This is a genomic window from Streptomyces sp. NPDC025618, from assembly GCF_055558795.1.
In genome coordinates, this window is record NZ_JBVHLW010000007.1 from 136,781 (window position 1) to 159,128 (window position 22,348).

Here is a 22,348-nt window from a genome sequence, read left to right on the forward strand (position 1 = left end):
CTCCCCCGGGTCACTGCCCCCGGCCCCTCTCCCCCGGCGCCCGGCCCCACGGGAGCCGACCTCAAGGGCCGGGCCCGCACTCCGCCCCCGCCCCCTCACCGCTTCGTTTCCGGACCCCGGCTGTCCACTGGCATGATCGGAGGATGTCTGACCGCATCATTGCCGCCTGCGACGGCGCGTCGAAGGGGAACCCCGGGCCGGCCGCCTGGGCCTGGGTCATCGCCGATCCGCGAGGGAGGCCCGAGAGCTGGGCCGCCGGGCCGCTGGGCACCGCCACCAACAACGTGGCGGAGCTGACCGCCCTGAAGGACCTCCTGGAGACCGTCCCGCCCGCCACGCCGCTGGAGGTCCGCATGGATTCCCAGTACGCCATGAAGGCGGTGACCCAGTGGCTGCCCGGCTGGAAGCGCAACGGCTGGAAGACCTCGGGAGGCAAGCCGGTCGCCAACCGTGAACTGGTCGAGCGGATCGACGAGTTGCTGACCGGCCGGGATGTGGAGTTCCGCTACGTCCCGGCGCACCGCGAGGACGGCGATCACCTCAACGCCATCGCGGACCAGGCCGCCAGCGACGCCGCCGGCACCCAGCGGCCCGCCGGTACGGCGCTGGGCGACGCGGAGATGCCCGTGCCGGCACCGGCCCGCGCCACCCCGGCGCGCCCGGCGAAGAAGCGGGCCGCCGGGGCGAAGCCGGCGTCCGGAGCCGGGGGCGCGGCGCGCACCATCAAGGCGAAGTTCCCCGGGCGTTGCCTGTGCGGGACGTCCTACGCGGCGGGGGAATCCATCACCAAGCTGGAGAACGGCTGGGGGCATCCGGGCTGCCGCGTCTGAAGGGCGACCATTTGTGACCGCTTCCGGTCACGGCCCACCGGCTTCCGCCCGGCTTCCCGTGAGGCCGGGCCTCGCACGGCCCGGCCTCACCGGCGGGCATTCCTATGCGGCGAGTTCGTACTTCTCCAGGCGCTTGATCATGCGGCGGACGATCAGCAGTGGAATCACTCCGAAGAAGCCGAACGACATGTCGATCAGCTGCCAGTAGGGGGGAATTCCCCGGATGGCCCCGCAGATCAGCGCGAGCGGGACGATGGCGGCACAGGCGATCATCCCGAATTCGATGATCCAGATATTGCGGACGGGATCGCGGTACGGGCCGTAGAAGGCGATCGCGATGACCAGGTGGGCGAAGGCCAGCCAGTCCGTGCCGTACAGCACGAAGGGATACTTCGCGTCGGTGGCCTCCAGGCCCTCGCGGGCCCTGCCCACCCACTCGACCAGCCCCGGAAGGTTGCCGGGCACCGGTGAGCCGTCGGACCGCAACACCTCGTCGAGCCAGCGGATCTCGGTGACCAGTGGAAAGGCCGTCAGTCCGCTCAATACGAGGCCGACGATAAAGACGACCAGCCAGATGCGGACGCGCCGCCGGAGCGCTTCTTCCCCGTTCATGATCGGAGCTTATGCCTCGGTTACCGGCCCCTCCGTGGCGGGTACCCACCACCCGCCACGGAGAGAACTCCCCGGCGGTTCCCTACACCACCAACGACAGCAGCAGCACGAAGGCCAGCGACACCACCGAGATCACCGTCTCCATCAGGGACCACGTCTTGATCGTCTGGCCGACGTCCATGCCGAAGTACTCCTTCACCATCCAGAAGCCCGCGTCGTTCACATGGCTGAAGAAGAGCGAGCCCGCGCCGACGGCCAGGACCAGGAGGGCCGCGTGGGTGGTGCTCATGTCGGCGGCGAGCGGGGTGACCAGGCCCGCGGCGGAGATGGTGGCCACGGTCGCCGAGCCCGTCGCGAGGCGGATGCCGACCGCGATCAGCCAGGCCAGCAGGAGCGCGGGGACGGACCAGTCCTGGGAGATGTCGAGGATCATGCGGCCGACGCCGACGTCGATCAGGGTCTGCTTGAAGCCGCCGCCCGCGCCGACGATCAGCAGGATGCCGGCGATCGGGACCAGCGACTTCTCGACGGTCGTGGCCAGCCGGTCCCGGCCGAAGCCGGCGGCGCGACCGAGGGTGAACAGGCCCACGAGCACGGCGGCCAGCAGGGCGATCAGCGGCGAGCCTATGACGTCGGTGACGCGCTGGACGTGGTCCTTGGGGTCGTCGACGACGATGTCGACGAGTGCCTTGGCGAGCATCAGCACGACGGGCAGCATGACCGTGCCGACGGTGGCGGCGAAGCCGGGGCGGCGTTCCAGCTCCTCCGAGGGGCGCTGCGGGATCAGCTTCTCGGGCGGGGCGATGTCCACCCAGCGGGCGGCAACGCGGGAGAAGAGCGGCCCCGCGATCACGGCGGTCGGCACGGCGACGAGCACGCCGAAGGCCAGGGTCACGCCGAGGTTGGCGCCGATGGCGTCGATCGCGGCGAGCGGCCCGGGGTGCGGCGGCACCAGGCCGTGCATCACGGACAGCCCGGCCAGCGCGGGGATGCCGATGCGCATGAGGGAGAAGTTGCCGCGCTTGGCGACCAGCAGCACCACCGGGATCAGCAGCACGATCCCGACCTCGAAGAAGAGCGGCAGCCCGATGATGCCCGCGATCAGCACCATCGCCCAGGGCATCGCCCGGTTTCCGGACCGCGCCAGGATGGTGTCCACGATCTGATCGGCGCCGCCGGAGTCGGCGAGCAGCTTGCCCAGGATGGCGCCGAGCGCGATGAGCACGCCGACGCCCGCGACGGTCGCGCCGAGCCCGCTGGTGAAGCTGGTGATGACCTTGTCCAGCGGGGCGCCCGCGGCGGCGCCGAGCAGCAGCGAGCCGATGGTCAGGGCCAGAAAGGCGTGCAGCTTCAGGCGGGTGATGAGGAGGACGATGACGGCGATGCCGACGACTACGGCGATCCCGAGCTGTGCGTGACCCGCCGAAGTGATCGGTCCGGCGGGGGCCGCGGCCAGCATCTCGACGCTGAGAGTGCTCACGGGGCTTCCTAAAGGGTGGGTGGAGCCTGGGGAATGGGAGGGGTCACAGCCGCCGCAGTGCGGCGGTCGCGCGCTCGGCGACGGCCTCGGGCGCGGGCTCGACGTCCACGACGACGCCTGCCTCGTCCGCTTCGAGCGGTTCCAGGGCCGCGAACTGCGAGTCCAGGAGCCGGCCCGTCATGAAGTGGCCCTTGCGGGCGGCCATCCGCCCGGCGATCAGCGCGCGGTCACCGCTGAGGTGGAGGAAGACGATGCCGGGGGCCGCCGCGCGCAGCCGGTCCCGGTAGGCCCGCTTGAGCGCGGAGCAGCTGACGACCCCGCCCAGCCCGGCGCGGCTGTGCGCCCAGGCTCCGACGGCGTCCAGCCAGGGGGCGCGGTCGGCGTCGTCCAGCGGGACGCCGGAGGACATCTTGGCGATGTTGGCGGCCGGGTGGAAGTCGTCACCCTCCGCGTAGGGGACGCCGAGGGCGTCCGCCACCAGGGGACCGATCGTGGTCTTGCCCGTGCCGGACACTCCCATGACGGCCACGACGTGGGGGGCGTGGGGGGCCTGCATCGCTACCTCGCTGTCTTCGTCGACCTCGACGCCATCGGCGACGCGCCCACTCAAACTTATTGGTACGACGTATTCAAGCCCCTGTGACCTAAAAGTCATACTTAATTGCCGGTCCTCGTAAACCGTAGGCTGACCCCATGGAGAACCAGGGGCAGGGGCTGCACGCGCGCGTGCTGGAATCCCTCGGGCCCGCGATCACGGCAGGCGAGTACGCACCGGGCACGGTCCTGCGGACCGACGAGCTGGAGGAGCGGTTCGAGGTCTCGCGCACGGTCATCCGCGAGGCGGTCCGCGTCCTGGAGTCCATGCGGCTGGTCACCTCGCGGCGCCGCGTCGGCGTGACCGTGCTCCCCGCCGAGGAGTGGAACGTCTACGACCCGCGGGTCATCCGCTGGCGGCTCGCCGGCGCCGACCGGCCGCGCCAGCTCCGCTCGCTCACCGTGCTGCGCTCCGCCGTGGAGCCCGTGGCCGCCGGTCTCGCCGCCCGCCAGGCCACCCCGGCGCAGTGCGCCGAACTCACCGAGCACGCCCTGGGCATGGTCGCCACCTCACGCGGCCAGCAGCTCGACCGCTATCTGGTGCACGACATCGCCTTCCACCGCGTGATCCTGCGCTCCTCGGGCAACGAGATGTTCGCGCGCCTCGGAGACGTCGTCGCCGAGGTCCTCACCGGCCGCACCCGGCACGAGGTGATGTTCACCGACCCCGACCCCGCGGCGGTGACCCTGCACGTACGCGTCGCGGAGGCGGTACGCGAACACGACCCGGTCCGCGCCGAGGCCCTCACCCGTGAGATCACGGCGGGCGCGATGGCGGAGCTGGACATCCTGGCTCCGTGACACCCCACGGACACAAGAGGTCCGGCGGAGGCGATCGCCTCCGCCGGACCTTCGGCCGCGGTCCCGGCGGTCAGTGCCGGGGCTCCGGGACCCCCACGGGCACCGGCCGCTCCGCCGTCGCCGGGGCGGCCGCGGCCCGCGGCGCCGCGCGGCGCGTGGTGAGCCAGGCCAGGACGAGGATGGCCACGCCGCAGGCGGTGACGATCCAGTACCCCGGGCGCACCGCCCGCGTGTAGCCCGTGGCGCCGCCGCGCAGCCCGGTGGTGAGCACCGCGCCGAGCACCGCGACGCCCAGCGCCTGGCCGAACTGGCGGGCGGTGGAGACGATCGCCGCGGCCACCCCCGCCTGCTCCTTCGGCATGCCGGCCATGGCGGCGTTGGTGATGGGCGTGTTGGAAAGACCGGCGCCGATGCCGATCAGGACGTACGCGGTGAAGAGCAGCCCGTCCGTCGTGAACGCGGCGCCCGCGGCGAGCAGCGCGCCGCCCGCGGTGACGGCGGCGCCGGCGAGCAGCAGCGGCATCCGGGGGCCGCGGCCGGCGGTCAGCCGTCCGGAGAGCGGCGAGGTGACGATGTTCATGACGGCCATGGGCAGCATGTAGAGGCCGGCGTGCAGGGCGGACATGCCCCGGTTGTTCTGCAGATAGAGCGTGTTGAGGAAGAGGAAGCCGCCGAGCACGAAGAACGAGCACATCGCCATGACGCTCGCCCCGCTGAACGCGGCGCTGCGGAAGACCCGCAGTTCCACGAGGGGTTCGACGCGCCGCCGCTCGTAGGCGATGAGCGCGATGAGCGCGACCGGCGCGGCGATCGCGCAGGCGAGGGTGGGCGGCGCGGTCCAGCCGGTGCCCGGGCCCTGGATGATGGCGTACGTCAGGCTGCCCAGCAGCACCATGACCAGGAGCTGCCCGACGGGGTCCACGCGGCGGGGCCGGGGTGCCCGCGACTCGGGGACGTAGCGCGCGGCGCAGATCAACGCGGCGAGGCCGATCGGCAGGTTGATCCAGAAGATCGACCGCCAGCCGACGCCCTGGACGAGCGCCCCGCCCACCAGCGGGCCCAGTGCCATCGCCACGCCCAGCACCGCGCCCCACACGCCGATCGCCTTGGCGCGCTCGCGCGGTTCGGTGAAGGTGTTGGTGAGGATGGACATGGCCACCGGGTTGAGCATCGAGGCGCCGACCGCCTGGAGGATCCGGAAGCCGATGAGCCAGTCCAGGCCGGGCGCCAGTCCGCAGAGCAGCGAGCCGAGGGTGAAGAGGGCCAGGCCACTCTGGAAGACGCGGCGGCGCCCGAGCCGGTCGCCCGCGGATCCGGCGAGCATCAACAGCGCGGCCAGCACGATGAGATAGGCGTCGGTGGTCCACTGCAAGCCGGACAGCGAGCTGTGCAGATCGCGCTGCATCGCGGGCAGTGCCACATTGAGCACCGTGTTGTTGAGGTTGCCGATGAACACGCTCGTGCAGCAGACCGCCAGGACGAGAATCCGTCCTCTGCGGGTGAGTTCAGCCTGAGTGGACACGGTCTGTCCACCGTCCTCTCTCCGGGGGCCTCGCGCCCCGTCGGTTCCGGGTCCGCGGATCACCGCGGTGCGCCCAGCTTGCCGCCGGAGCACGGCGGCGGGGAGGCCCGGCCGAGGGGGCCCTGGCAGGGCCCCCTTTCCCCACCCCGGTCAATGCATAATGCATTTATGGGTCATGCGCCGGAGGGGACCACAACCGGACTGGGCGATTTCCTGCGGAGCCGGCGGAGCCGGATCACCCCGCAGCAGGCGGGTCTGCCCCCGTCGGCGGGGCGCCGCCGCACCGTCGGGCTGCGGCGCGAGGAGGTCGCGATCCTCGCGGGCGTCAGCATCGAGTACTACCGGCGCCTGGAGCAGGGCAAGCAGCAACGGCCCAGCCCCGCCGTCCTGGAGGCCATCGCCCGGGTCCTCGACCTCACCGAGGACGAGCGGCGCCACCTCACGGCGCTGAGCCGGCGCCGCACGGCGGCACCCGGGGACCGGCCGGGCGGGGCGCACCGCACGGTCCGCGACGACGTGCGCCGCATGCCCGGCATCGCCCACCCCTACCCGGCCTGCGTGCTCAGCCGCGCGAGCGATCTGCTGGTCGCCAACCGGCCCGGGCTCCGGCTCTTTCCCGGCATCGAGGACTGGCCCGAGCCCGAGCGCAACACCGCGCGCTACGCCTTTCTGCACCCCACCGCCCGTGAGCTGTACGCGAATTGGGACGACGTGGCCCACGGCCTCGTCGCCCACCTGCGCGCCGCGGTCGTCGTGCACCCGGGCGCGCCGGACATCGCCGGGGTGATCGACGAACTCACGGCGCGGAGCCCCGAATTCGCCGCCCTGTGGCAGCGCTACGACGTCCATACCCGCACCAACGGGCGCAAGGTGCACCGCCATCCGGAGGTGGGGCTGATGACGCTCACGTACGAAGCCTTCGACGTGGCGCGCAGCGACGGCCAGCGGCTCATCGTCTACCAGGCCCCGCCGGGCACGCCCGATCACGAGGCCATGCTGCGCCTGTCGGCCTGACCGTACGGGGTTTATCGAGTTATCCGGATAACCGGCCGTCAATATCCCGGGAGGTTCCTCAACCAGCCACATTCATGCGTCAGTTGACGGACTTTTGACTATGCGCCTTGTCACGCCGGCGTCACATGCCGACCGTGTTAGCGTCATTTTCATGACGAATTCAATTCCTGAATCTGCGGAGCGTTTCAGCAAGTTCGCGGAATTCTATGACCGGGTCCGGCCGAAGCCGCCGACGGAGCTGGCGGAGCTGCTGCGGCAGTGGTCCGGCACCGAGAACCCGTCGGTGGTCGACCTCGGCTGCGGCACCGGTCTGTCGTCCACCATCTGGCCCGAGGCCCAGGTGACCGGGGTGGAGCCGTCGGCCGAGATGCGGGCCATCGCAGCCCGGCGCGGCATCAAGGTCGTCGAGGGCACCGGCGAGGCGACCGGGCTGCCGGACGCCTGCGCGGACATCGTGACCGTGAGCCACGCCCTGCACTGGTTCGACCCCGCCCGCGCCTTCCCGGAAATCGCCCGCGTCATGCGGCCCGGCGCGGTGCTGGCCGCCTTCGACTTCGACTGGCCGCCCGCCGTCGACCCCGAGGTCGACGCCGCCTACCGCGCGTTCGAGGCGACCCACACCGCGCTGGAGAAGGAGCGCGGCCTGCGCCCCACCTTCCTCGCCAAGAGCGGGCACCTCGGGCGGCTGCGCGACAGCGGCCTCTTCCGGCACGTCAACGAGGTGTGCCTGCACATGAAGGAGACCGGCGGCGCCGACCGCTTCGTCGACTTCGCGGCGAGCCAGGGCGGCATCCCCGCCCTCCGCGAGCAGGGTGTCGACGAGGACGCCCTGGGCCTCACCCGGCTGCGGGAGGTCGCCGGGCGCCGGATGACCGACCGGTCGACGTGGTGGTGGACCTGCCGCGTCCGCCTCGCGACACGCTGATCCGCCGCGCGGCACCGTACGCGTACGGGGAGGGGGAGGGAACACCTGTGGGACGCCTCGTGATGCCCGAGTGCCAGGGGTATCCGCAACTGGCCGGGATCGTCCGCCGCTGCCCCGGCAGCGAGGCGATCGAGATCTTCACCGATCCGTGCACCACTCCGTCGCAGCTCGCCGAGCGCATCCGCGGAGCCCGTACCGTCGTGCATTTCTTCGGCGGCCGGCCGCTGGACACCGAGGTGCTCCTGGCGGAGCGGCCCCGGGAGGTCGTGGTCGCCGGGCCGGTCGGCCGGGCGGTCGACACCGAGGCGGCCCGGTCCGCCGGGATCGCGGTCTACGAGACGCCGGGCCTCGCCGCCGACTCCGTGGCCGAGTTCACGCTGACCATGCTGCTCGCGCTGGCCCACCGGGTGCCGACGGCCGTGGGCTCCGCGCGGGGCTGGCACCCGGCGGGCGGGCGGGATCTGGCCGGGCAGTCGCTGGGCATCGTCGGCTGGGGCCGCATCGGCTCCCGGGTGGCCCGCCTGGCGCAGGGCATCGGCATGCGCGTCGCCGCCTGGTCACCCTCCCTGGACGAGGCCACCGCCCGCGCGGCCGGGGTCGACCGCATGCCCCTCGACACCCTGCTGGGCAGCGCGGACGCGGTGAGCCTGCACCTGCGGGCCACACCGCGGAACCGGGAGATCATCGACGCGCGCCGGCTCGCCCTGCTCGGCCCCCGCACGCTGCTGGTCAACACCGCACGCGCGGCACTGATCGACATGACCGAGCTGCGCCGGCGCCTCGCCGACGGGCTCCTGGGCGGGGTGGCGCTCGACGTCTTCGACATCGAGCCACTGCCCGCTGACGACCTCCTGCGCGACCACCCGGACGCGCTGGTCACCCCGCACATGGCGTGGATGACCGACGACGCCGTCGGACGCTTCCTGACCGAGGCGATCGCGTTCGCCACGTCGGCCGACCGCGGGGAGGGCCCGGTCCGACGGGTCGTCTGACCGCGCGTGGCTACGGGGCGGGGAGGCTCTCGCACTGCGCTCGGCGAGGACAGGGGTTCCGGGCCACTTTCCGGTCGGGGCAGGGGCCTCACGCCGCCCCCGGCGGAAACAAGGGCCTCGTGCCGGACCCGGCGGGGACGAAGGCTGACGCCACCCCCGGCGGGGGCAAGAGCCTCAGCGCCGCTCCCGCCGGGGCAGGGCCCTCGCACCACCCACCCCGGCGGGGCAGGGGTCTCACGCCGCTCCCCGCCGGGGCAAGGGCCTCGCGCCACCCCAGCGGGGGCAGGGACCCCCTGAGCAGGAGCAACGGCCTCAGCGGCCCTCGCCCCCGCCGTCCGGAAAGGCCCGCTTCAGGACGCCCGCTGTCCCACCTCGCGGAGCGCCGGCGCGGCCTCCGTGGGCCATCGCTCGAACCACCGCTGGTCCGCCTCCAGTTGTGCGGCCAGTGAGATCAGCAGCGGTTCGCCGGACGCCGGGCCGAGCAGCTGCGCGCCCAGCGGCAGGCCGTCGGGCGTGAACCCCGCCGGGACGCTCACCCCCGGCCACCCCAGGACGTTCCACGGCCACGCGTACGGGCACGCCGCGATCGTCCGCGCGTCCGTGTCCCGGCTGGAGAGGCCGTCCAGCGCGCCGATCCGTGGCGGCGGCACGGCCGTCGTCGGCGTCAGGACCACGTCGAAGCGCCCGAAGATCTCGCCGATCCGGCGGCCCAGCGGCCCCTCCGCCGCCCGCGCGGCCCGCAGGAGGGGGCCGCCGAGCAGCAGCCCGTTCCGCGCGTTCACGTGCGTACGGGGATCGAGCAGCGCCCGGTCCGGCGCCCGCTTCGCCCAGTCGCGGATCCCGGCCATCGAACGCGGCACGAAGCTCAGCCCGACCAGCCCGTAGCGGGGATCCTCCTCGACCACGTCGTGCCCCAGCGCCGCCAGCCGCCCGGCGACCCGCAGGGTGGCCTCCCGCACGGCCGGGTCGAGCCGCTGCCGGGCCACCGCGTACGCGGGCCGGAAGGACAGCGCGATCCGCAGCCGCCGCGGCTCCCGCCCCGCCGCCGCGAGCAGCCCGACGGAGGGCGGCCGGTGCAGGTCACCGCGGTGCGAGCCGCTCACCACGTGCAGCAGGAGCGCCGCGTCCGCGACCGTACGGGCCAGCGGGCCGTGGCTGGTGATGCCGTGGAACGCCTCCGGTTCCGGCCAGGTCGAGACCCGGCCGCGCTGCGGCTTGATGCCGATCAGGTGCGTCCAGGCCGCGGGGATGCGCAGGGATCCGGCGCCGTCCGAGCCCAGCGCGGCCGGGACCAGGCCCGCGGCGACGGCCGCCGCGGCCCCGCCGGACGAACCGCCGGGCGTGTGGCGCGTGTTCCACGGGTTGCGGGTGGCGCCGAAGGCACGGCCCTCCGTGAGAGGGAACTGACCCAGCTCAGGGGTGTTCGTCTTGCCCACGATCACCGCGCCCGCCGCGCGCAGCCGGCGGACGGCCTCGCTGTCCGCGGCCCGCGGCGGGAAGGGGCCCGCGCAGCCGAACGCGGTCGGCAGCCCGGCCACGTCCATGTCGTCCTTCACCGCCAGCGGCACGCCCAGCAGCGGGGCCCGCTCCCCAGCCGCCAGCCGCCGGTCCGCGGCGTCTGCCTCGGCCAGCGCGGCGTCGGTCCGTAATCGCCGGAAGGCGTTCAGCCTGGGCTGTGTCTCCTCGATCCGCCGCAGGGCCTCCTCCACGAGCGCGCGGGAGGTGACGTCCCCCGCGGCCAGCGCACGAGCTGTTCCGGCGAGCCCGGAAGGCGTTCGTTCCATGACGCTTTCTCCTTCCCCCGTTCGAACACAAGCTACTGGCACGGGAGTTGAACGCGCATCCTTCTTGCGTGGACCGGACACGGATCGCCACAAGGGCGTCGTCGGCCGGGGGCTGTCCCCACCCTTAGGGGAATGGCTGGCCGGATGGGCAGGACACCGCTTGAGCAGCAGGCTTCCCCCATGCGACAGGTAACCCGTAACGCTCTCCTGATCACTCTCTCCGCGACCGCCCTGGCCGCCACACTGACCGCTCCCGCCCACGCCGTCACGAAGGCCCCGCAGCTCGCCTGGCAGCCCTGCGCGGAGAAGGACGGCCGTGAGTGCGCCACCCTCCAAGTGCCGCTGGACTACGACCACCCCGACGGCCCGACCGCCGACATCGCCGTGTCCCGCCTGCGCAGCGACCACCCGGGGGCCCGGCGCGGAACCCTGCTGCTGATAGCGGGCGGGCCCGGCGGCTCGGGGCGCCAGCGGCTCGCCGCGACGGGCCGGCGGCTGCGCGAGGAGACCCGTGGCGCGTACGACATCGTCAGCCTCGACCCGCGCGGCACCGGCGGCAGCACCCGGGCCGACTGCGGCATCGCCGAGGACGACCGGCAGCTCGTCAACCTCCGCCCCTGGCCCGGCCCCGACGGCGACATCAGCGCCACCGCGGCCCGCGCCCGCCGGATCGCCGACGCGTGCGCCCGCAACGGCGGCGCGTTCGTACGCGGCCTCTCCACCGCCAATGAGGTCCGCGACATCGACCGCTTCCGCCAGGCCCTGGGCGAGGAGAAGCTGTCGGCCTGGGGTGTCTCGTACGGTACGTACGTAGGGGCCGTCTATGCGCAGAAGTACCCCCAGCGCACCGATCGTTGGGTGCTCGACAGCAACGACGACCCCGACCCTTCGCGCGTGGCGCGCGGCTGGCTCGCGAACATGTCGGTCGGGGTCGACGACCGCTTCCCCGACTTCGCCGCCTGGGCGGCCGATCCCGCGCGCGGCGCGGACCGGCTGGCCGAGAAGGCTTCGGACGTACGGCCGATGTTCCTTGCGCTGGCCGGCCGACTCGACCGCGCGCCGCGTCGGTTCGCGGACACGCAGCATGAACTGACCGGCAATCTGCTGCGGCAGGTCATGCAGCTCAGCCTCGAATCCGACGCGCGGTTCCAGGGCCTCGCCGACCTCATCCGCGCCGCCCGCACCGGCGACGGCCCTCTCACCGTCCCCGACCCGATGCCCGCGCCCCTCTCCCAGGCCGACGCCGCCGTCGCCGTCGGTGTCATCTGCAACGACGTCGGCGACTGGCCTCGTTCGGTGGCCGCCTACGCCCGATCCGTCGCTTCGGACCGCGCCCGCCACCCCCTCACGGCGGGCATGCCGGCGGGGATCACGCCGTGCTCCTTCTGGAAGACCGCTCCTGCCGAGAAGCCGACCCGTATCACCTCGGACGGTCCGTCCAATGTGTTGCTGATCCAGAACCTGCGGGACCCCGCCACGCCGTATTCCGGCGCCCTGAAAATGCGGGCCGCCTTCGGCGGGAGGGCTCGGATGGTGACGGTTGACGGGGGCGGGCATGGGGTTTATCTGGGTGGGGGGAATGCGTGTGGGGATGCGGCGGTGACGTCGTTTTTGGTGCGGGGGGATCGGGCGGGGGATGTGTTCTGCCGGGCGGGGTGATCTTTGGGGGTTGTTGTTTTTGGGTGCGGGTCCGTTGCCGGGTGCGGGTCCGCTGCCGCCTGCGGCGGGAGCGCCGCCTTGCGGTTCGCCGTTGCCGGGTGCGGGTTTCGTTGCCGCCTGCGGCGGGAGCGCCGCCTTGCGGTTCGCCGTTGCCGGGTGCGGGTTTCGTTGCCGCCTGCGGCGGGAGCGCCCTTCGGGCGCGGCCTCAGGCGCCGGCCAGGCTTTGATTGTGGTGGGTGCCGGGGGTGGGCCTTCCGGGCTGAGGACCTGGAACGCGGTGCGGGCACCGTGAGGCGTATTGAGTGCCCCGAAAACGCACCGCGTTCCAGAACCCCACCCTCCAGCCCCACCCCCTCCCACCGGAGAGCACGTGCGGGACGTATCCGCCTCAGGGTTCCCAATCAGCCCGTTGGGGGCACCTCTGGGGGCACCCCCGGACGGAGTCTGGGGGAGGTAGCTGGGGGAGTCTGAGGACGCGGCCGCAGGCCGCTCCCGCCGCAGGCGGCAACGAAACCCGCACGCCGAAGGCCGGGGCGGGAGGGGGAGGGACGGGAAAAAGCCCGCCGCAGGCGCCACCCTTCCGGGATCCGCCCCCACCCCCCGGAAGAAAACCAGGCCCCCTCCTCCTCCCTGAGGACGATCTCCGCCGACACGACCGGCGTAGCGTGAGCAACAGCCTTCAAAGCAAACGCAGTTGCCCCCAAAGGACCACCGAGGGAAGGAGACGGCGAGATGAACCCACCGAAGCACCACCCACTAGGACGGCGCGAGCTGCTCACCAGAGCGGGAGCCGTGGCAGCCGCCGGGCTGGCCGGACCGCTCGGAGGCACTAACGCCGCGGCCGAACCGGCGGCGGCCCAGCCGGGAGCCGCGGCCGAAACCGTAGCGGCCCCGCCGGAGGCAACAGCCTTCGGACCGGTGACCGTACGGCCCGGCGACACCCGGTACGTCAGCCTCCTGCGCGGCAACAACTTCCGTTTCGTCGGCCACCCGGACGAGATCCGCGTCTGCGGATCGACTTCGCAGGTGGTGCGCGCGGTGCGGGACGCCGTCCGGTCCGGGCGGCGGGTAGCCGTCCGCAGCGGTGGCCACTGCTTCGAGAACTTCACCGCCGACCCGGCGGTGCGGATGCTGCTCGACCTCTCGCCCATGGACGCCGTCGGGTTCGACGAGCGGCACGGCGCCTTCGCCGTACAGCCCGGCGCGACCCTCGGGCACGTCTACCGCACCCTCTTCAAGGGCTGGGGCGTGACCGTCCCCGCCGGCGGCTGTCCGGAGGTCGGCGCCGGCGGGCACTTCGCCGGGGGCGGGTACGGGCCGCTGTCACGGCGGTACGGCTCCGTCGTCGACCACATCCACGGCGTGGAGGTGGTCGTGGTCGACCGCGACGGCACCGCGCGCGCCGTCGTCGCCACCCGCGAGCGGGACGACCCCCACCGCGATCTCTGGTGGGCCCACACCGGCGGTGGCGGCGGCAACTTCGGTGTCGTCACTCGCTACTGGCTCCGCTCTTCCGGAGCCGAAGGCGCCAGAGGCACCGGAAGCACCGACCCCACCCGGCTGCTGCCACCCGCCCCGCGCGAGCAGCTGGAGCATCTGATCGGCTGGCCATGGGACAGCCGGATGACCGAGAAGGCGTTCACCACGCTGCTGCGCAACTTCGGCACCTGGCACGAGCGCAACAGCGCGCCCGGCTCCCCCTACGCCGGCCTCTACGGGATCCTCCTGCCCATGCACCGCAGCGCGGGTCACTGCCTCATGGCCGTACAGACCGACGCCGGTCTTCCGGGCGCCGACCGCCTCGTGACCGACTTCGTCACCGCCGTCACCGCGGGCACCGGTCTCAAGCCCGGCATCGACGCCCGGCGCACCATGCCGTGGCTCCACGCCACCACCTGGCCCGGCACCGGCGAACCCGGCGACATCCTCAGCCGCCGCTACAAGATCAAGGCCGCCTACCTGCGCCGCTCCTTCACGGACACCCAACTGGCTACCATCTACCGCCATTTGAACACCGAGGCACCCATGCCCCGCGGCGGCATGCTCCTCGTCGGCTACGGCGGCCAGGTCGGCGCGGTGGCCCCGGACGCCACCGCGGTCGCCCAGCGGGACGCGGTCATGAAGGCGGTGTTCCAGACGATCTGGACCGACGAGTCCGCGGACGCGGCCAACCTCGCCTGGGTCCGCGGCCTCTACCGCGATGTCTACGCCGCGACCGGCGGCGTGCCGGTCCCGGACGCCGTCAGCGACGGCTCGTACATCAACTACCCCGATACCGATCTGGCCGACCCCGCCTGGAACAGATCCGGGGTGCCGTGGCACGAGCTCTACTACAAGGGCAATTACGCGCGCCTGCGACGCGTGAAGGCGCAATGGGACCCGCGAAACGTGTTCCACCACGCGCTGTCCGTCGAACCACCCACCTGAACCGGCCCCGGCACTGGACCTCTCGCAAACACACCTGGTCGCCCATACCGACGGAGTCTGCCACCAGCCACCGACAATCCGCCGAAGGCCAACTCGGCCGCCCCTCAAGCCGAAAGCGCCTCCCCCTCCCATCCCTCCTCCGACGCCGGCGGGACGGACGCCGCCGCCAGTTCGTCCAGGGAGACGTCGAGCGCCGCCGCCAGCGCCACCACCGTGAAGAAGGCCGGTGTCGGCGCGCGGCCCGTTTCGATCTTGCGGAGGGTTTCCGCGGAGACGCCCGCCGCCGCGGCGATCTCCACCATGCTGCGGTCGCCACGCGTACGGCGCAGGAGCGCGCCGAAGCGTTCGCCGCGTTCGCGTTCCCACGGGGTCAAAGGAGTCCTCACCATGACCGTGATACTAATACCGGTATAGAAATAACGGTTCCCTGGATCGAGGAGTCGCACGGACATGGTGGAGATCAAGACCGACGAGGCGCTGGACGCGATGCGCGAAGCGGGGCGCGTCGTGGCGCACGCGCTGGCCGCCGTGCGGAAGGCGGCGGGCGTCGGAGTGTCGCTGCACGAGCTGGACGAAGCGGCCCGCGAGGTCCTGCGCGAAGCCGGGGCGGACTCGCCCTTCCTCGGCTACCGGCCGTCGTTCGCGCCCACCCCCTTCCCGGCGGTGATCTGCACGTCGGTGAACGACGCGGTCGTGCACGGCGTCCCCACGGACTACCGCCTGCGGGACGGCGACCTGGTCAGCATCGACTGCGGCGCGCGGCTCGACGGGTGGACGGGCGACGCCGCGATCACCTTCACCGTCGGCACGCCCCGCCCCGGTGACCTCGAACTGATCGACGCCACCCAGCGCGCCCTCGACGCCGGCATAGCCGCCGCCGTCCCGGGCAACCGCATGGGCGACATCGCGCACGCCATCGGCAGTGTCGCCCGGGCGGCCCGCTGCGGCATGCCCGCCGACTTCGGCGGCCACGGCATCGGCCGCGCGATGCACGAGGACCCCCCGGTCCCCAACCGCGGCCGCCCCGGCCGCGGCTACCCCCTCCGCCACGGCCTGGTCCTGGCGATAGAGCCCATGCTCATGGCGGGCGGCCGCGACAGCTACCGCACGGGCGACGACGGCTGGACCCTCCTCACGACGGACGGCAGCCGCGCGGCCCACATCGAGCACACGGTCGCCATCACGGACGAGGGCCCGCGCGTCCTGACGCTGCCGTGACGGGCACGGCCGACGCCCGGGGCCGGCGCTAGCCCGCCACCGTCATCGTCTTCTTCGCCGTCTCGTACGCCGGCAGCATCTCCTGGTGCTCCTGGCTGTCGAAGCCGCCGAGGTGGACGACCATGACGCCCTTCGGGGTCGTCACCGCGAAGGCGCTCTCCCGCTTGGGCTCGTCCGCGAGGATGCTGTCGACCTTGTAGACGACCTCGGCCGCGGGCAGTTCACCGGCCTTGATCTCGGTGTACTCCTGCTCCTTGACCTTCTTCTCCTCGGCCATGAACGCCTCCAGGACCTGGCGGGGCGTCTTGCCGCTCATGGCGTCCGCGGTCCACACGCGGATGAAGCCGATGTTGCCCGCCGTCTTCGCATCGAGTTCGAGGGCGCCCCTGAAGGTCTTGTGGCCCGAGAACTTGCCGAGCAGTTCGCCGTCCTCGCGGGAGAGGCACGACGGCTTCCACCCCTTCGTCGCCATGAACGACACCGGGAGCTCACAGGCCGACCCGGCGTTGCCGATCCTCGTGTCGGCCTTCTTCCACTCGCCGGAGTCCTTCGCCTTCGGGGCGGAACTCCCGGCGGACTTCGAAGCGGAAGGAGCGGAGGAGGAGGGCGCGGCCGCCGCCTCGCTCTTCTTGCCGTTCTCCTTGTCCTCCGCCGACGAGTCCGCCGACGAGCAGCCGCTGAGCACCGCGACCGTGAGCGCGGCGGTCACCGCACCCCCCATGATCTTGCGCATGAATCCCTTTACCCCACGAATCGAACGAACCGCCCAAACCTAGCCCCACAGGCGCACCACCCCCAAACCGTTTTCCCAGGCCAGACCCCTCCTTACCGCGCCGCGACAGCCTCCTGGACTACAGTTCCCCGGTCCGGAGCAGGCGTACGGGGTGAAGTGGATGGCCGGGAACACCATGGGGCAAGCCATACGGCGGCTGCCCGCCACTCACGCGTACGTCGCCGTGCTGCTCGCCACCGCCACATGGATGTCGAGCCAGTCGGGGCGCGAACAGGCCCGGTTCATCCGGCACAACAGCAGCAACATCCACCACCTCGAAGTCGGCAAGTGGTGGACGCTGTTCACCAGCGGGCTGGTGGTCGACGGAGTGCCCGTGCTGCTCGGGATCGCCGCCGTGGCCGTCGTGCTCGGGCTGGCGGAGTGGCGGTGGGGGACGCTGCGCGGGTTCGGGGTGTTCCTGGTGGGCCACCTCGTGGCGACCCTGCTGACCGAGGGCGCGATGTGGCTGATGCACCTCGCGCACCTGCCGGGCGTCCTGGCCAGGGCGCGTGATGTCGGCATCAGCTACGGGCTGGTCGCGACCGCTTCCTGCCTGCTCGCCCTGGGCGGCCGCCGGGCCCGCCGGTACGGACTGCCGGCCCTCACCGCGCTGCTCACCGTCGCCTGGGTGATCAACCATGAACTGGCCGACGCCGGCCACCTGGTGGCCCTCGGCCTCGGTGTACTCGGCGCACGCACCCGCTGGTTGCGGGACCGGGCCCGGAGCGCGACCGGGCGAACGCCGGAGAGTGTCCCGATATGACATCATCTGACCGGCGTTCCCCCCACACCCCTTGCGCCACAAGCTCCATAGCAAGGACTCCCACATGCTTCGCAGAAAAGGCGCCCGCCGCACCGTCCTGACAGGCGCCGCGGCCGTGGCCCTCGGCCTCGCCATCCCGGCGACCAGCGCGTACGCGGCGCCGACCGCTCCCCAGGCCGCCGCCTCCGCTGCCTCCGCCACCCAGGGCGTCATGTCGCCCAAGCCGGTGTCCGGACTCGTCGCCTCCAGCACCGAGGACGGCATCTGGATTCACTGGGACATGGACTACGCGAACCCCTGGGACCGGCATCCGGTCATCGACAAGAACGTGAAGTCCTTCGAGCTGTACCGGGCCGACGACAACGGCGAGCCCTTCAAGCACATCGCCACCCTGCCGGGGGAGGCCGCGGAGAACGGCTTCATCGACGCCGAGATCAAGCGCAACCGGTATGCCGTCTACTACGTGACCACGGTGGACCTGGCCGGCAACGAGTCCGCGGCATCGGCCACGGCGGCGGGTACGCCCCTGATGCGGATCAGGCAAGAGACCCCGGGCTCCCCGAAGTCGCTGACGGCGAAGGGCGGCTCCGGCAAGGTCGAGCTGAGCTGGCAGCCGAACCCCTACGACACCCCGAGCCCGTCGAAGTACCTGGTCTACCGCTACGACACGGGGCGGCTGAACCCGTCCCTGGTCTTCGAGACGGACGCGACCACGTACTCCGACAGCCGCGACCTGAAGCCGGGCGCGAGCTACACCTACCGCGTCGTGGGCGTCAGCGCGAAGGGCGAAGAGGGCACTCTCTCGGACGCCGCGCAGGTCACGCTTCCGTAGCCATGCGCCGTCCGGCCTCCGCCCGCCCGCATGCGACCGGGCGGGCGGAGGCCGCGCTCGCCCCTCCCCCGGCGCCACGACGGCCGCCGGGGCTCGCGAGCCACTCATGGCGGCATCCCCGGCCCCGCCCCGCCCGCGTCGAGCGCCGACCGCAGCCACATCTCGCAGGCCAGCGTGTTGTCGAGAGCGCGCATCACCTCCGGTGAGAGCTCGGGGTGGCGCAGGCCCGCGCGCAGGGCCGACGCGTCCAGGAGGCCCGCTCGGGCCAGGCGGGACCCGGTGACGATCTCGGCGAGTTCGGCCTTGTGGCGGCGGAGGCCGAGGTAGAAATCGGCGCTGTACTCACCCTTGGTGGAGCGCGCCAGGACGGTGTCCGGCACAAGGCCGGCCATCGCCGTGGCGAGCACCGGTTTGTAGCGGTCACGCGCGGCGCGGTCGGCGAGCCGTACGGTGAGGGCGGCCTCGATCACGCGGTCGTCGAGATAGGGCGCGGCGTACGGCAGGCCCTGCGCCGCCGTCACCTGGTCGACCTGCCGGAAGCCTCGCCCGCACGCCTGCACGCAGGACAGTGCGACGTGCTGGCCGCGCTGGCCCGCGAGCGGCTCCGGCACATCCGCTGCCGCCGCGCGCAGGAGGCACTGCACGGCCCGGACCGCGTCCGGCGTGGCCCAGGGCGGCATGCGCAGCGCCGGGCCCCAGGACGTGGACGAACTCGCGCCCTGCGTAAGGCCCTCGGCCCAGGCGGCGAGCCACTGGCTGAACGTGCTGCGGTCCGCGAGCCCCCGCACATGGGACCACAGCGGCCACCGCCGGAGAGCGCCCCGCCTGCGCACCAGGCTGAGCGTGGGCAGCGTGTGTCTGCCGAAGCGGTCGCGCCCGTACGGCGGGAGCGCGCAGAACAGTTCATCCCCACCGCCGCCCGACAGATGCAGCTGCGAGCCGCGCTCCGTCATCAGCTCCACGAGCGTGGTGAGTCGCGCGCCGTCCCGCGCCCAGCTGCCCGGCTCGTCGGCCGTCGCCCCGAGGCCGGTCAGACCGCTGAACCACAGGGGCGCGCGCGAGCGTTCGGGAACGACGTGCTCGGCCGTGCCCGGCAGCCGGGCGGCCGCCAGCTGCGCCCAGGCCGCGTCGTCGTTCGCCGCGTCCACACTCTCCCAGCGGAACGTGACCAGACGGGCCGGACCACGCGCCGCGAGAAAGCACAGGCTGGTCGAATCCATCCCCCCGGAGAGGTCCGAACTCACGGTCTTGGCGTCCACCGTGCAGGAATCCACCGCCGCCGTGAGCGCCCGGCTCACCTCGGCGGCGCCCTCCGCCAGCGGCAGGTCAGGCTCGGGGGGATGCCACCACGGGCGCACCTCGGCGCGCCCGTCCGCCTCCAGCAGCAGGAAGCTCCCGGACGGCAGCGCCTCCACACCCCGCCACAGGCTGGGCCCCGCGTCGAGCGGGAACGGCGGCGGGGACGACAGCAGGTGCAGGGCCAGCCTCCGCTCGTCCACCCCCGAGCCGAGGGCCCGCGCCAGTGTGTCCGCGCGGCTCGCCGCCACCGTCACCCCGTCCAGCCGGGCGCGGAACACCCGCCGCACCCCCGAAGCGCTGCCCCGCACCCGCACCCGGCCGCCCACGGAAGCGACGGCGTGGAAGCTCCCCTCCAGCCCCCGCAGCGCCCCCTCGACGTCCGCGATCTCCCGCACGCGCCTGAGCCGGACCCTCAATGCCTCGGCGGTGACGGGACACCGCCCGATCACCGCCAGCCGCGCCTCCCCCACCGCGGCCACCACCACTTGCCCGGCCGGCCAGCTCCCCACCAGCCACGGCCGTCCGGAGTGGTGGTCGATCACCTCGGCGGCCCCACGGCGCAACGCCTGCGCCACGGCCGCCCCCGGTTCGCCGTCGGGAAAGACCACGAACCATGTCTCCCTGCTCATCGTCAGGTCAGCTCGGCCCGACGTACCAGGGGGCGTAGCCGCCTTCGCAGCACGTCCCCGTGGACATGCCCAGCGTCAGGTCGGCGAACTCACCGACCTCCATCAACTCCGGTGGCTCATACGGCTCTTCTTCCCGCCCCATGGCGGATCCCCTCCCCGGTCACAGCTCCGTCAGCCGGGTAACTTCCCGATATCGCCCCCTAATTACACCTGATCAACACTTCGTCCACTCAAACGGGTGAGACCAACCACTTGTCATACGTGATTGGTTGGCGCCGTCGAGTCCGTTGCATCAGCCACAGCGCGGCCGCGCGATCCGTTTTCCGGGCCTCTCCGCGGGGTCGGGTTACGGCTTCGGCGAGCCCTGGCGGGCGTACGGCGCGGTAGTCGGTGAACCGCCGGACACCACAACTGCGGCACTGGTACGCGCCGTTGCCCTGAGCCCATCCGTTGCTGTGCGAGCACATCATCACGCCTTGCCTCCCGGCAGCAGGTGCACGACCCGGCCGTGCCGCCGCAGCGTCACGAGCGCGGTCGCCTCCTTCAGCCGGTCGCCTCCGGCGGCGGCTTCCCGCCACGCCTGTTCCAGGACCGGGCATTCCGGGCACTCCATCCGCGACCACGAACCGGCGGGCCAGAGCCCCACTTCGTCGCGCTCGGCGCGCGTCGCCAACCGCAACACGGCGAAGGGGACTTCCCATTCGGCGCCGCCGCCGGGGGTGCGGACGCGTACACGACTGCCGACACTGTCGATCACTTGGGCGATCCGCCCCCCGCGCGTGTCCACTACGAACGCGCCGTTCCTGTAGGTCATCACCCTCGCCTTCCCGAGCCATGCGATGTTGCGGCTCATCATGGCGCCCGGCGCGGCTTGTCGTGAAACTTTCACCGACGATTTCATCGATCGAGTGAACTCTTGCAGGGGCCAGCCCAGTTGAGCTCGGTAGAGTCACCGCAAGGAGGAGGTGATCGCATGGCCGACGAGCCCACCGTGCTGCGCCGTCGACTCGGCGCGAGACTGAGGACGATGCGCGTGAGGAACGGCCTCAAGCTCGCCGAGGGTGCCAAGCTGCTGGATCTTTCCGAGCCCAGCCTGAGCCGGATCGAGAATGGGAGGCAGCGGCCGGACCTGGAGAAGTTCCTGGCCGCTTACCAGGTCGAAGACCCGGCGCACATCGCAGAGACCAGGGAGATCGCGAGGCTTGCCGGCAGCAGCCGGCAGAAGAACTTGTTCGCGCGATACAAGGACGTGATCAGCCCTGCTCTCGCGGACTTCATCGAACTGGAAGAGATCGCCACCCGAACAGATGGTTACGCAGCCACCATCCTCCCAGGACTTCTACAGACGGAGCAGTACGCCCACGCGACCATCGAGGGCTCCAACGTCTGGAACACAGCACGCACGATGCGGGCTTTCGTCGAGCTCCGGATGAAGCGCCAGGACATCATGGCCCTGACACCGGGCTGCGAGTCCAACCGGGCACCCATCGCGTTGCGGTACGTCCTCGACGAGGCTTGCCTGCGGCGCGAGGTGGGCGGACCCGAGGTTCTCCGAGGGCAGCTTGAGCATCTGCTCGCCGTTTCGGAGCAACCCAATGTCGAGTTGAGGGTTCTCCCCTTCGAGACAGGCGCGCATCCTGGGGTGGACGGCCGCTACACGGTCTTCCACTTCGAAGTGGGCGAACCGGTCGTCGCGGTGGAACTCCTCACGAAGTCGCTCTATCTGGAGGATGACTCCCAGGTCGCCCACTACGCGGCCGCTTTCGATCACCTGTGGGCACGATCCCTGAAGTCGGACATGTCTCGCGACATCATTTCCAGGGTCATCGAGGAGGCACGTTGAGCACTTTCAACAAGAGCAGCTACAGCGACGGCCATGCCAACTGCGTCGAGATATCCAGATCCGACGAAGCCATATCCATACGCGACTCCAAAAACCCCAACCGCCCCACGCTCCACTTCACTTCACCCGCATACCGCGCATTCTCCGACGCCCTCCTCCAAGGCGCCCTGCGCACTGCCGATAAATCGCCCCAACCGCCCATCCTCCTCAGCGCCTTCACCGCCAGGACCGCGGCGACGTCGCGGGTCACGCAGTACTACTCCTGCTGACCGCCGAGGCGAGCTCACGTACGCCGGTCACCCGTGGGTATCGCTGGGTGAGGTCGGTGACGATCCGGCGGATGGCCGGCCGG

Annotated in this window: 23 protein-coding genes; 12 read left to right on the plus strand and 11 right to left on the minus strand. The window is 72.0% G+C overall.

The genetic code is table 11. The features are described 5' to 3' along the window. Positions 1-143 precede the first annotated feature (143 nt). Entirely contained in the window at positions 144-830 is a 687-nt protein-coding gene (locus ACZ4A5_RS09730; protein ID WP_467580502.1) for a ribonuclease H family protein, read from the plus strand. 102 nt (positions 831-932) lie between these two features. Here ACZ4A5_RS09730 and ACZ4A5_RS09735 read toward each other — a convergent pair whose 3' ends face one another. The 3 genes from ACZ4A5_RS09735 to ACZ4A5_RS09745 form a co-directional block, all read right to left on the minus strand. After that, positions 933-1,442, minus strand: a complete 510-nt coding sequence (locus tag ACZ4A5_RS09735; protein ID WP_467580505.1) for a hypothetical protein — start codon at positions 1,440-1,442, stop codon at positions 933-935. A gap of 82 nt (positions 1,443-1,524) precedes the next feature. Next, positions 1,525-2,922 (minus strand): GntT/GntP/DsdX family permease, encoded by a 1,398-nt coding sequence (locus tag ACZ4A5_RS09740; RefSeq protein ID WP_467580508.1) that lies wholly within the window; start codon positions 2,920-2,922, stop codon positions 1,525-1,527. Between the two features lie 43 nt (positions 2,923-2,965). Then, positions 2,966-3,478 (minus strand): gluconokinase, encoded by a 513-nt coding sequence (locus ACZ4A5_RS09745; RefSeq protein ID WP_366005678.1) that lies wholly within the window; start codon positions 3,476-3,478, stop codon positions 2,966-2,968. 137 nt (positions 3,479-3,615) lie between these two features. Between ACZ4A5_RS09745 and ACZ4A5_RS09750 the strand changes: the two genes are divergently transcribed. After that, positions 3,616-4,317, plus strand: coding sequence for a FadR/GntR family transcriptional regulator (locus tag ACZ4A5_RS09750; protein WP_467580511.1), 702 nt, complete (start codon positions 3,616-3,618; stop codon positions 4,315-4,317). Positions 4,318-4,387: 70 nt separating this feature from the next. On the opposite strand, the gene ACZ4A5_RS09755 is transcribed toward ACZ4A5_RS09750, so the two are convergent. Continuing rightward, a complete protein-coding gene (locus ACZ4A5_RS09755; RefSeq protein ID WP_467580514.1) occupies positions 4,388-5,839 on the minus strand; it encodes an MFS transporter in 1,452 nt (483 codons plus the stop codon). Between the two features lie 168 nt (positions 5,840-6,007). On the opposite strand from ACZ4A5_RS09755, the gene ACZ4A5_RS09760 reads away from it, so the two are divergent. From ACZ4A5_RS09760 to ACZ4A5_RS09770, 3 genes are all read left to right on the plus strand, one after another. Then, entirely contained in the window at positions 6,008-6,853 is an 846-nt protein-coding gene (locus ACZ4A5_RS09760) for a helix-turn-helix transcriptional regulator (protein WP_467580517.1), read from the plus strand. A 151-nt stretch (positions 6,854-7,004) separates the two neighbouring features. Next, entirely contained in the window at positions 7,005-7,778 is a 774-nt protein-coding gene (locus ACZ4A5_RS09765) for a class I SAM-dependent methyltransferase (protein WP_467580520.1), read from the plus strand. 47 nt (positions 7,779-7,825) lie between these two features. Continuing rightward, positions 7,826-8,770, plus strand: a complete 945-nt coding sequence (locus ACZ4A5_RS09770; RefSeq protein WP_467580523.1) for an NAD(P)-dependent oxidoreductase — start codon at positions 7,826-7,828, stop codon at positions 8,768-8,770. Positions 8,771-9,120: 350 nt separating this feature from the next. Here ACZ4A5_RS09770 and ACZ4A5_RS09775 read toward each other — a convergent pair whose 3' ends face one another. Next, a complete protein-coding gene (locus tag ACZ4A5_RS09775; RefSeq protein WP_467580525.1) occupies positions 9,121-10,554 on the minus strand; it encodes an amidase in 1,434 nt (477 codons plus the stop codon). Between the two features lie 180 nt (positions 10,555-10,734). Between ACZ4A5_RS09775 and ACZ4A5_RS09780 the strand changes: the two genes are divergently transcribed. Both ACZ4A5_RS09780 and ACZ4A5_RS09785 read left to right on the plus strand, forming a co-directional pair. Continuing rightward, a complete protein-coding gene (locus tag ACZ4A5_RS09780) occupies positions 10,735-12,213 on the plus strand; it encodes an alpha/beta hydrolase (protein WP_467580528.1) in 1,479 nt (492 codons plus the stop codon). A 732-nt stretch (positions 12,214-12,945) separates the two neighbouring features. Beyond that, positions 12,946-14,640, plus strand: coding sequence for an FAD-binding oxidoreductase (locus ACZ4A5_RS09785; RefSeq protein ID WP_467580530.1), 1,695 nt, complete (start codon positions 12,946-12,948; stop codon positions 14,638-14,640). 104 nt (positions 14,641-14,744) lie between these two features. Here ACZ4A5_RS09785 and ACZ4A5_RS09790 read toward each other — a convergent pair whose 3' ends face one another. Beyond that, positions 14,745-15,029, minus strand: coding sequence for a helix-turn-helix domain-containing protein (locus tag ACZ4A5_RS09790; RefSeq protein ID WP_398868278.1), 285 nt, complete (start codon positions 15,027-15,029; stop codon positions 14,745-14,747). A 61-nt stretch (positions 15,030-15,090) separates the two neighbouring features. On the opposite strand from ACZ4A5_RS09790, the gene map reads away from it, so the two are divergent. Further along, positions 15,091-15,858 (plus strand): type I methionyl aminopeptidase, encoded by a 768-nt coding sequence (gene map / locus ACZ4A5_RS09795; protein WP_467580534.1) that lies wholly within the window; start codon positions 15,091-15,093, stop codon positions 15,856-15,858. A gap of 28 nt (positions 15,859-15,886) precedes the next feature. On the opposite strand, the gene ACZ4A5_RS09800 is transcribed toward map, so the two are convergent. After that, a complete protein-coding gene (locus tag ACZ4A5_RS09800) occupies positions 15,887-16,591 on the minus strand; it encodes a lipoprotein (protein ID WP_467580537.1) in 705 nt (234 codons plus the stop codon). A 175-nt stretch (positions 16,592-16,766) separates the two neighbouring features. On the opposite strand from ACZ4A5_RS09800, the gene ACZ4A5_RS09805 reads away from it, so the two are divergent. Then, positions 16,767-17,393 (plus strand): rhomboid-like protein, encoded by a 627-nt coding sequence (locus tag ACZ4A5_RS09805; RefSeq protein ID WP_467580540.1) that lies wholly within the window; start codon positions 16,767-16,769, stop codon positions 17,391-17,393. Between the two features lie 64 nt (positions 17,394-17,457). Beyond that, the gene (locus ACZ4A5_RS09810) at positions 17,458-18,225 is read left to right on the plus strand and encodes a fibronectin type III domain-containing protein (protein WP_467580543.1); all 768 of its coding nucleotides are present in this window, start codon (positions 17,458-17,460) and stop codon (positions 18,223-18,225) included. A 104-nt stretch (positions 18,226-18,329) separates the two neighbouring features. Here the strand turns inward: ACZ4A5_RS09810 and ACZ4A5_RS09815 are convergent, their stop codons facing one another. The 4 genes from ACZ4A5_RS09815 to ACZ4A5_RS09830 all read right to left on the minus strand — a co-directional run bounded on the left by ACZ4A5_RS09815 (position 18,330) and on the right by ACZ4A5_RS09830 (position 20,967). After that, positions 18,330-20,153, minus strand: a complete 1,824-nt coding sequence (locus tag ACZ4A5_RS09815) for an asparagine synthase-related protein (protein WP_467580546.1) — start codon at positions 20,151-20,153, stop codon at positions 18,330-18,332. 7 nt (positions 20,154-20,160) lie between these two features. Further along, the gene (locus ACZ4A5_RS09820) at positions 20,161-20,295 is read right to left on the minus strand and encodes a lasso RiPP family leader peptide-containing protein (RefSeq protein ID WP_467580548.1); all 135 of its coding nucleotides are present in this window, start codon (positions 20,293-20,295) and stop codon (positions 20,161-20,163) included. Positions 20,296-20,383: 88 nt separating this feature from the next. Continuing rightward, complete coding sequence (locus ACZ4A5_RS09825; protein ID WP_467580718.1) at positions 20,384-20,623, minus strand: DUF6255 family natural product biosynthesis protein; 240 nt, start codon at positions 20,621-20,623, stop codon at positions 20,384-20,386. After that, positions 20,623-20,967 (minus strand): hypothetical protein, encoded by a 345-nt coding sequence (locus ACZ4A5_RS09830; RefSeq protein ID WP_467580551.1) that lies wholly within the window; start codon positions 20,965-20,967, stop codon positions 20,623-20,625. The genes ACZ4A5_RS09825 and ACZ4A5_RS09830 overlap by 1 nt, the downstream gene beginning before the upstream one ends. Before the next feature lie 159 nt (positions 20,968-21,126). Between ACZ4A5_RS09830 and ACZ4A5_RS09835 the strand changes: the two genes are divergently transcribed. Further along, positions 21,127-21,996, plus strand: coding sequence for a helix-turn-helix domain-containing protein (locus tag ACZ4A5_RS09835; protein WP_467580554.1), 870 nt, complete (start codon positions 21,127-21,129; stop codon positions 21,994-21,996). Further along, a complete protein-coding gene (locus ACZ4A5_RS09840; protein WP_467580557.1) occupies positions 21,993-22,265 on the plus strand; it encodes a DUF397 domain-containing protein in 273 nt (90 codons plus the stop codon). The genes ACZ4A5_RS09835 and ACZ4A5_RS09840 overlap by 4 nt, the downstream gene beginning before the upstream one ends. The last annotated feature ends 83 nt before the right edge of the window (positions 22,266-22,348 follow it).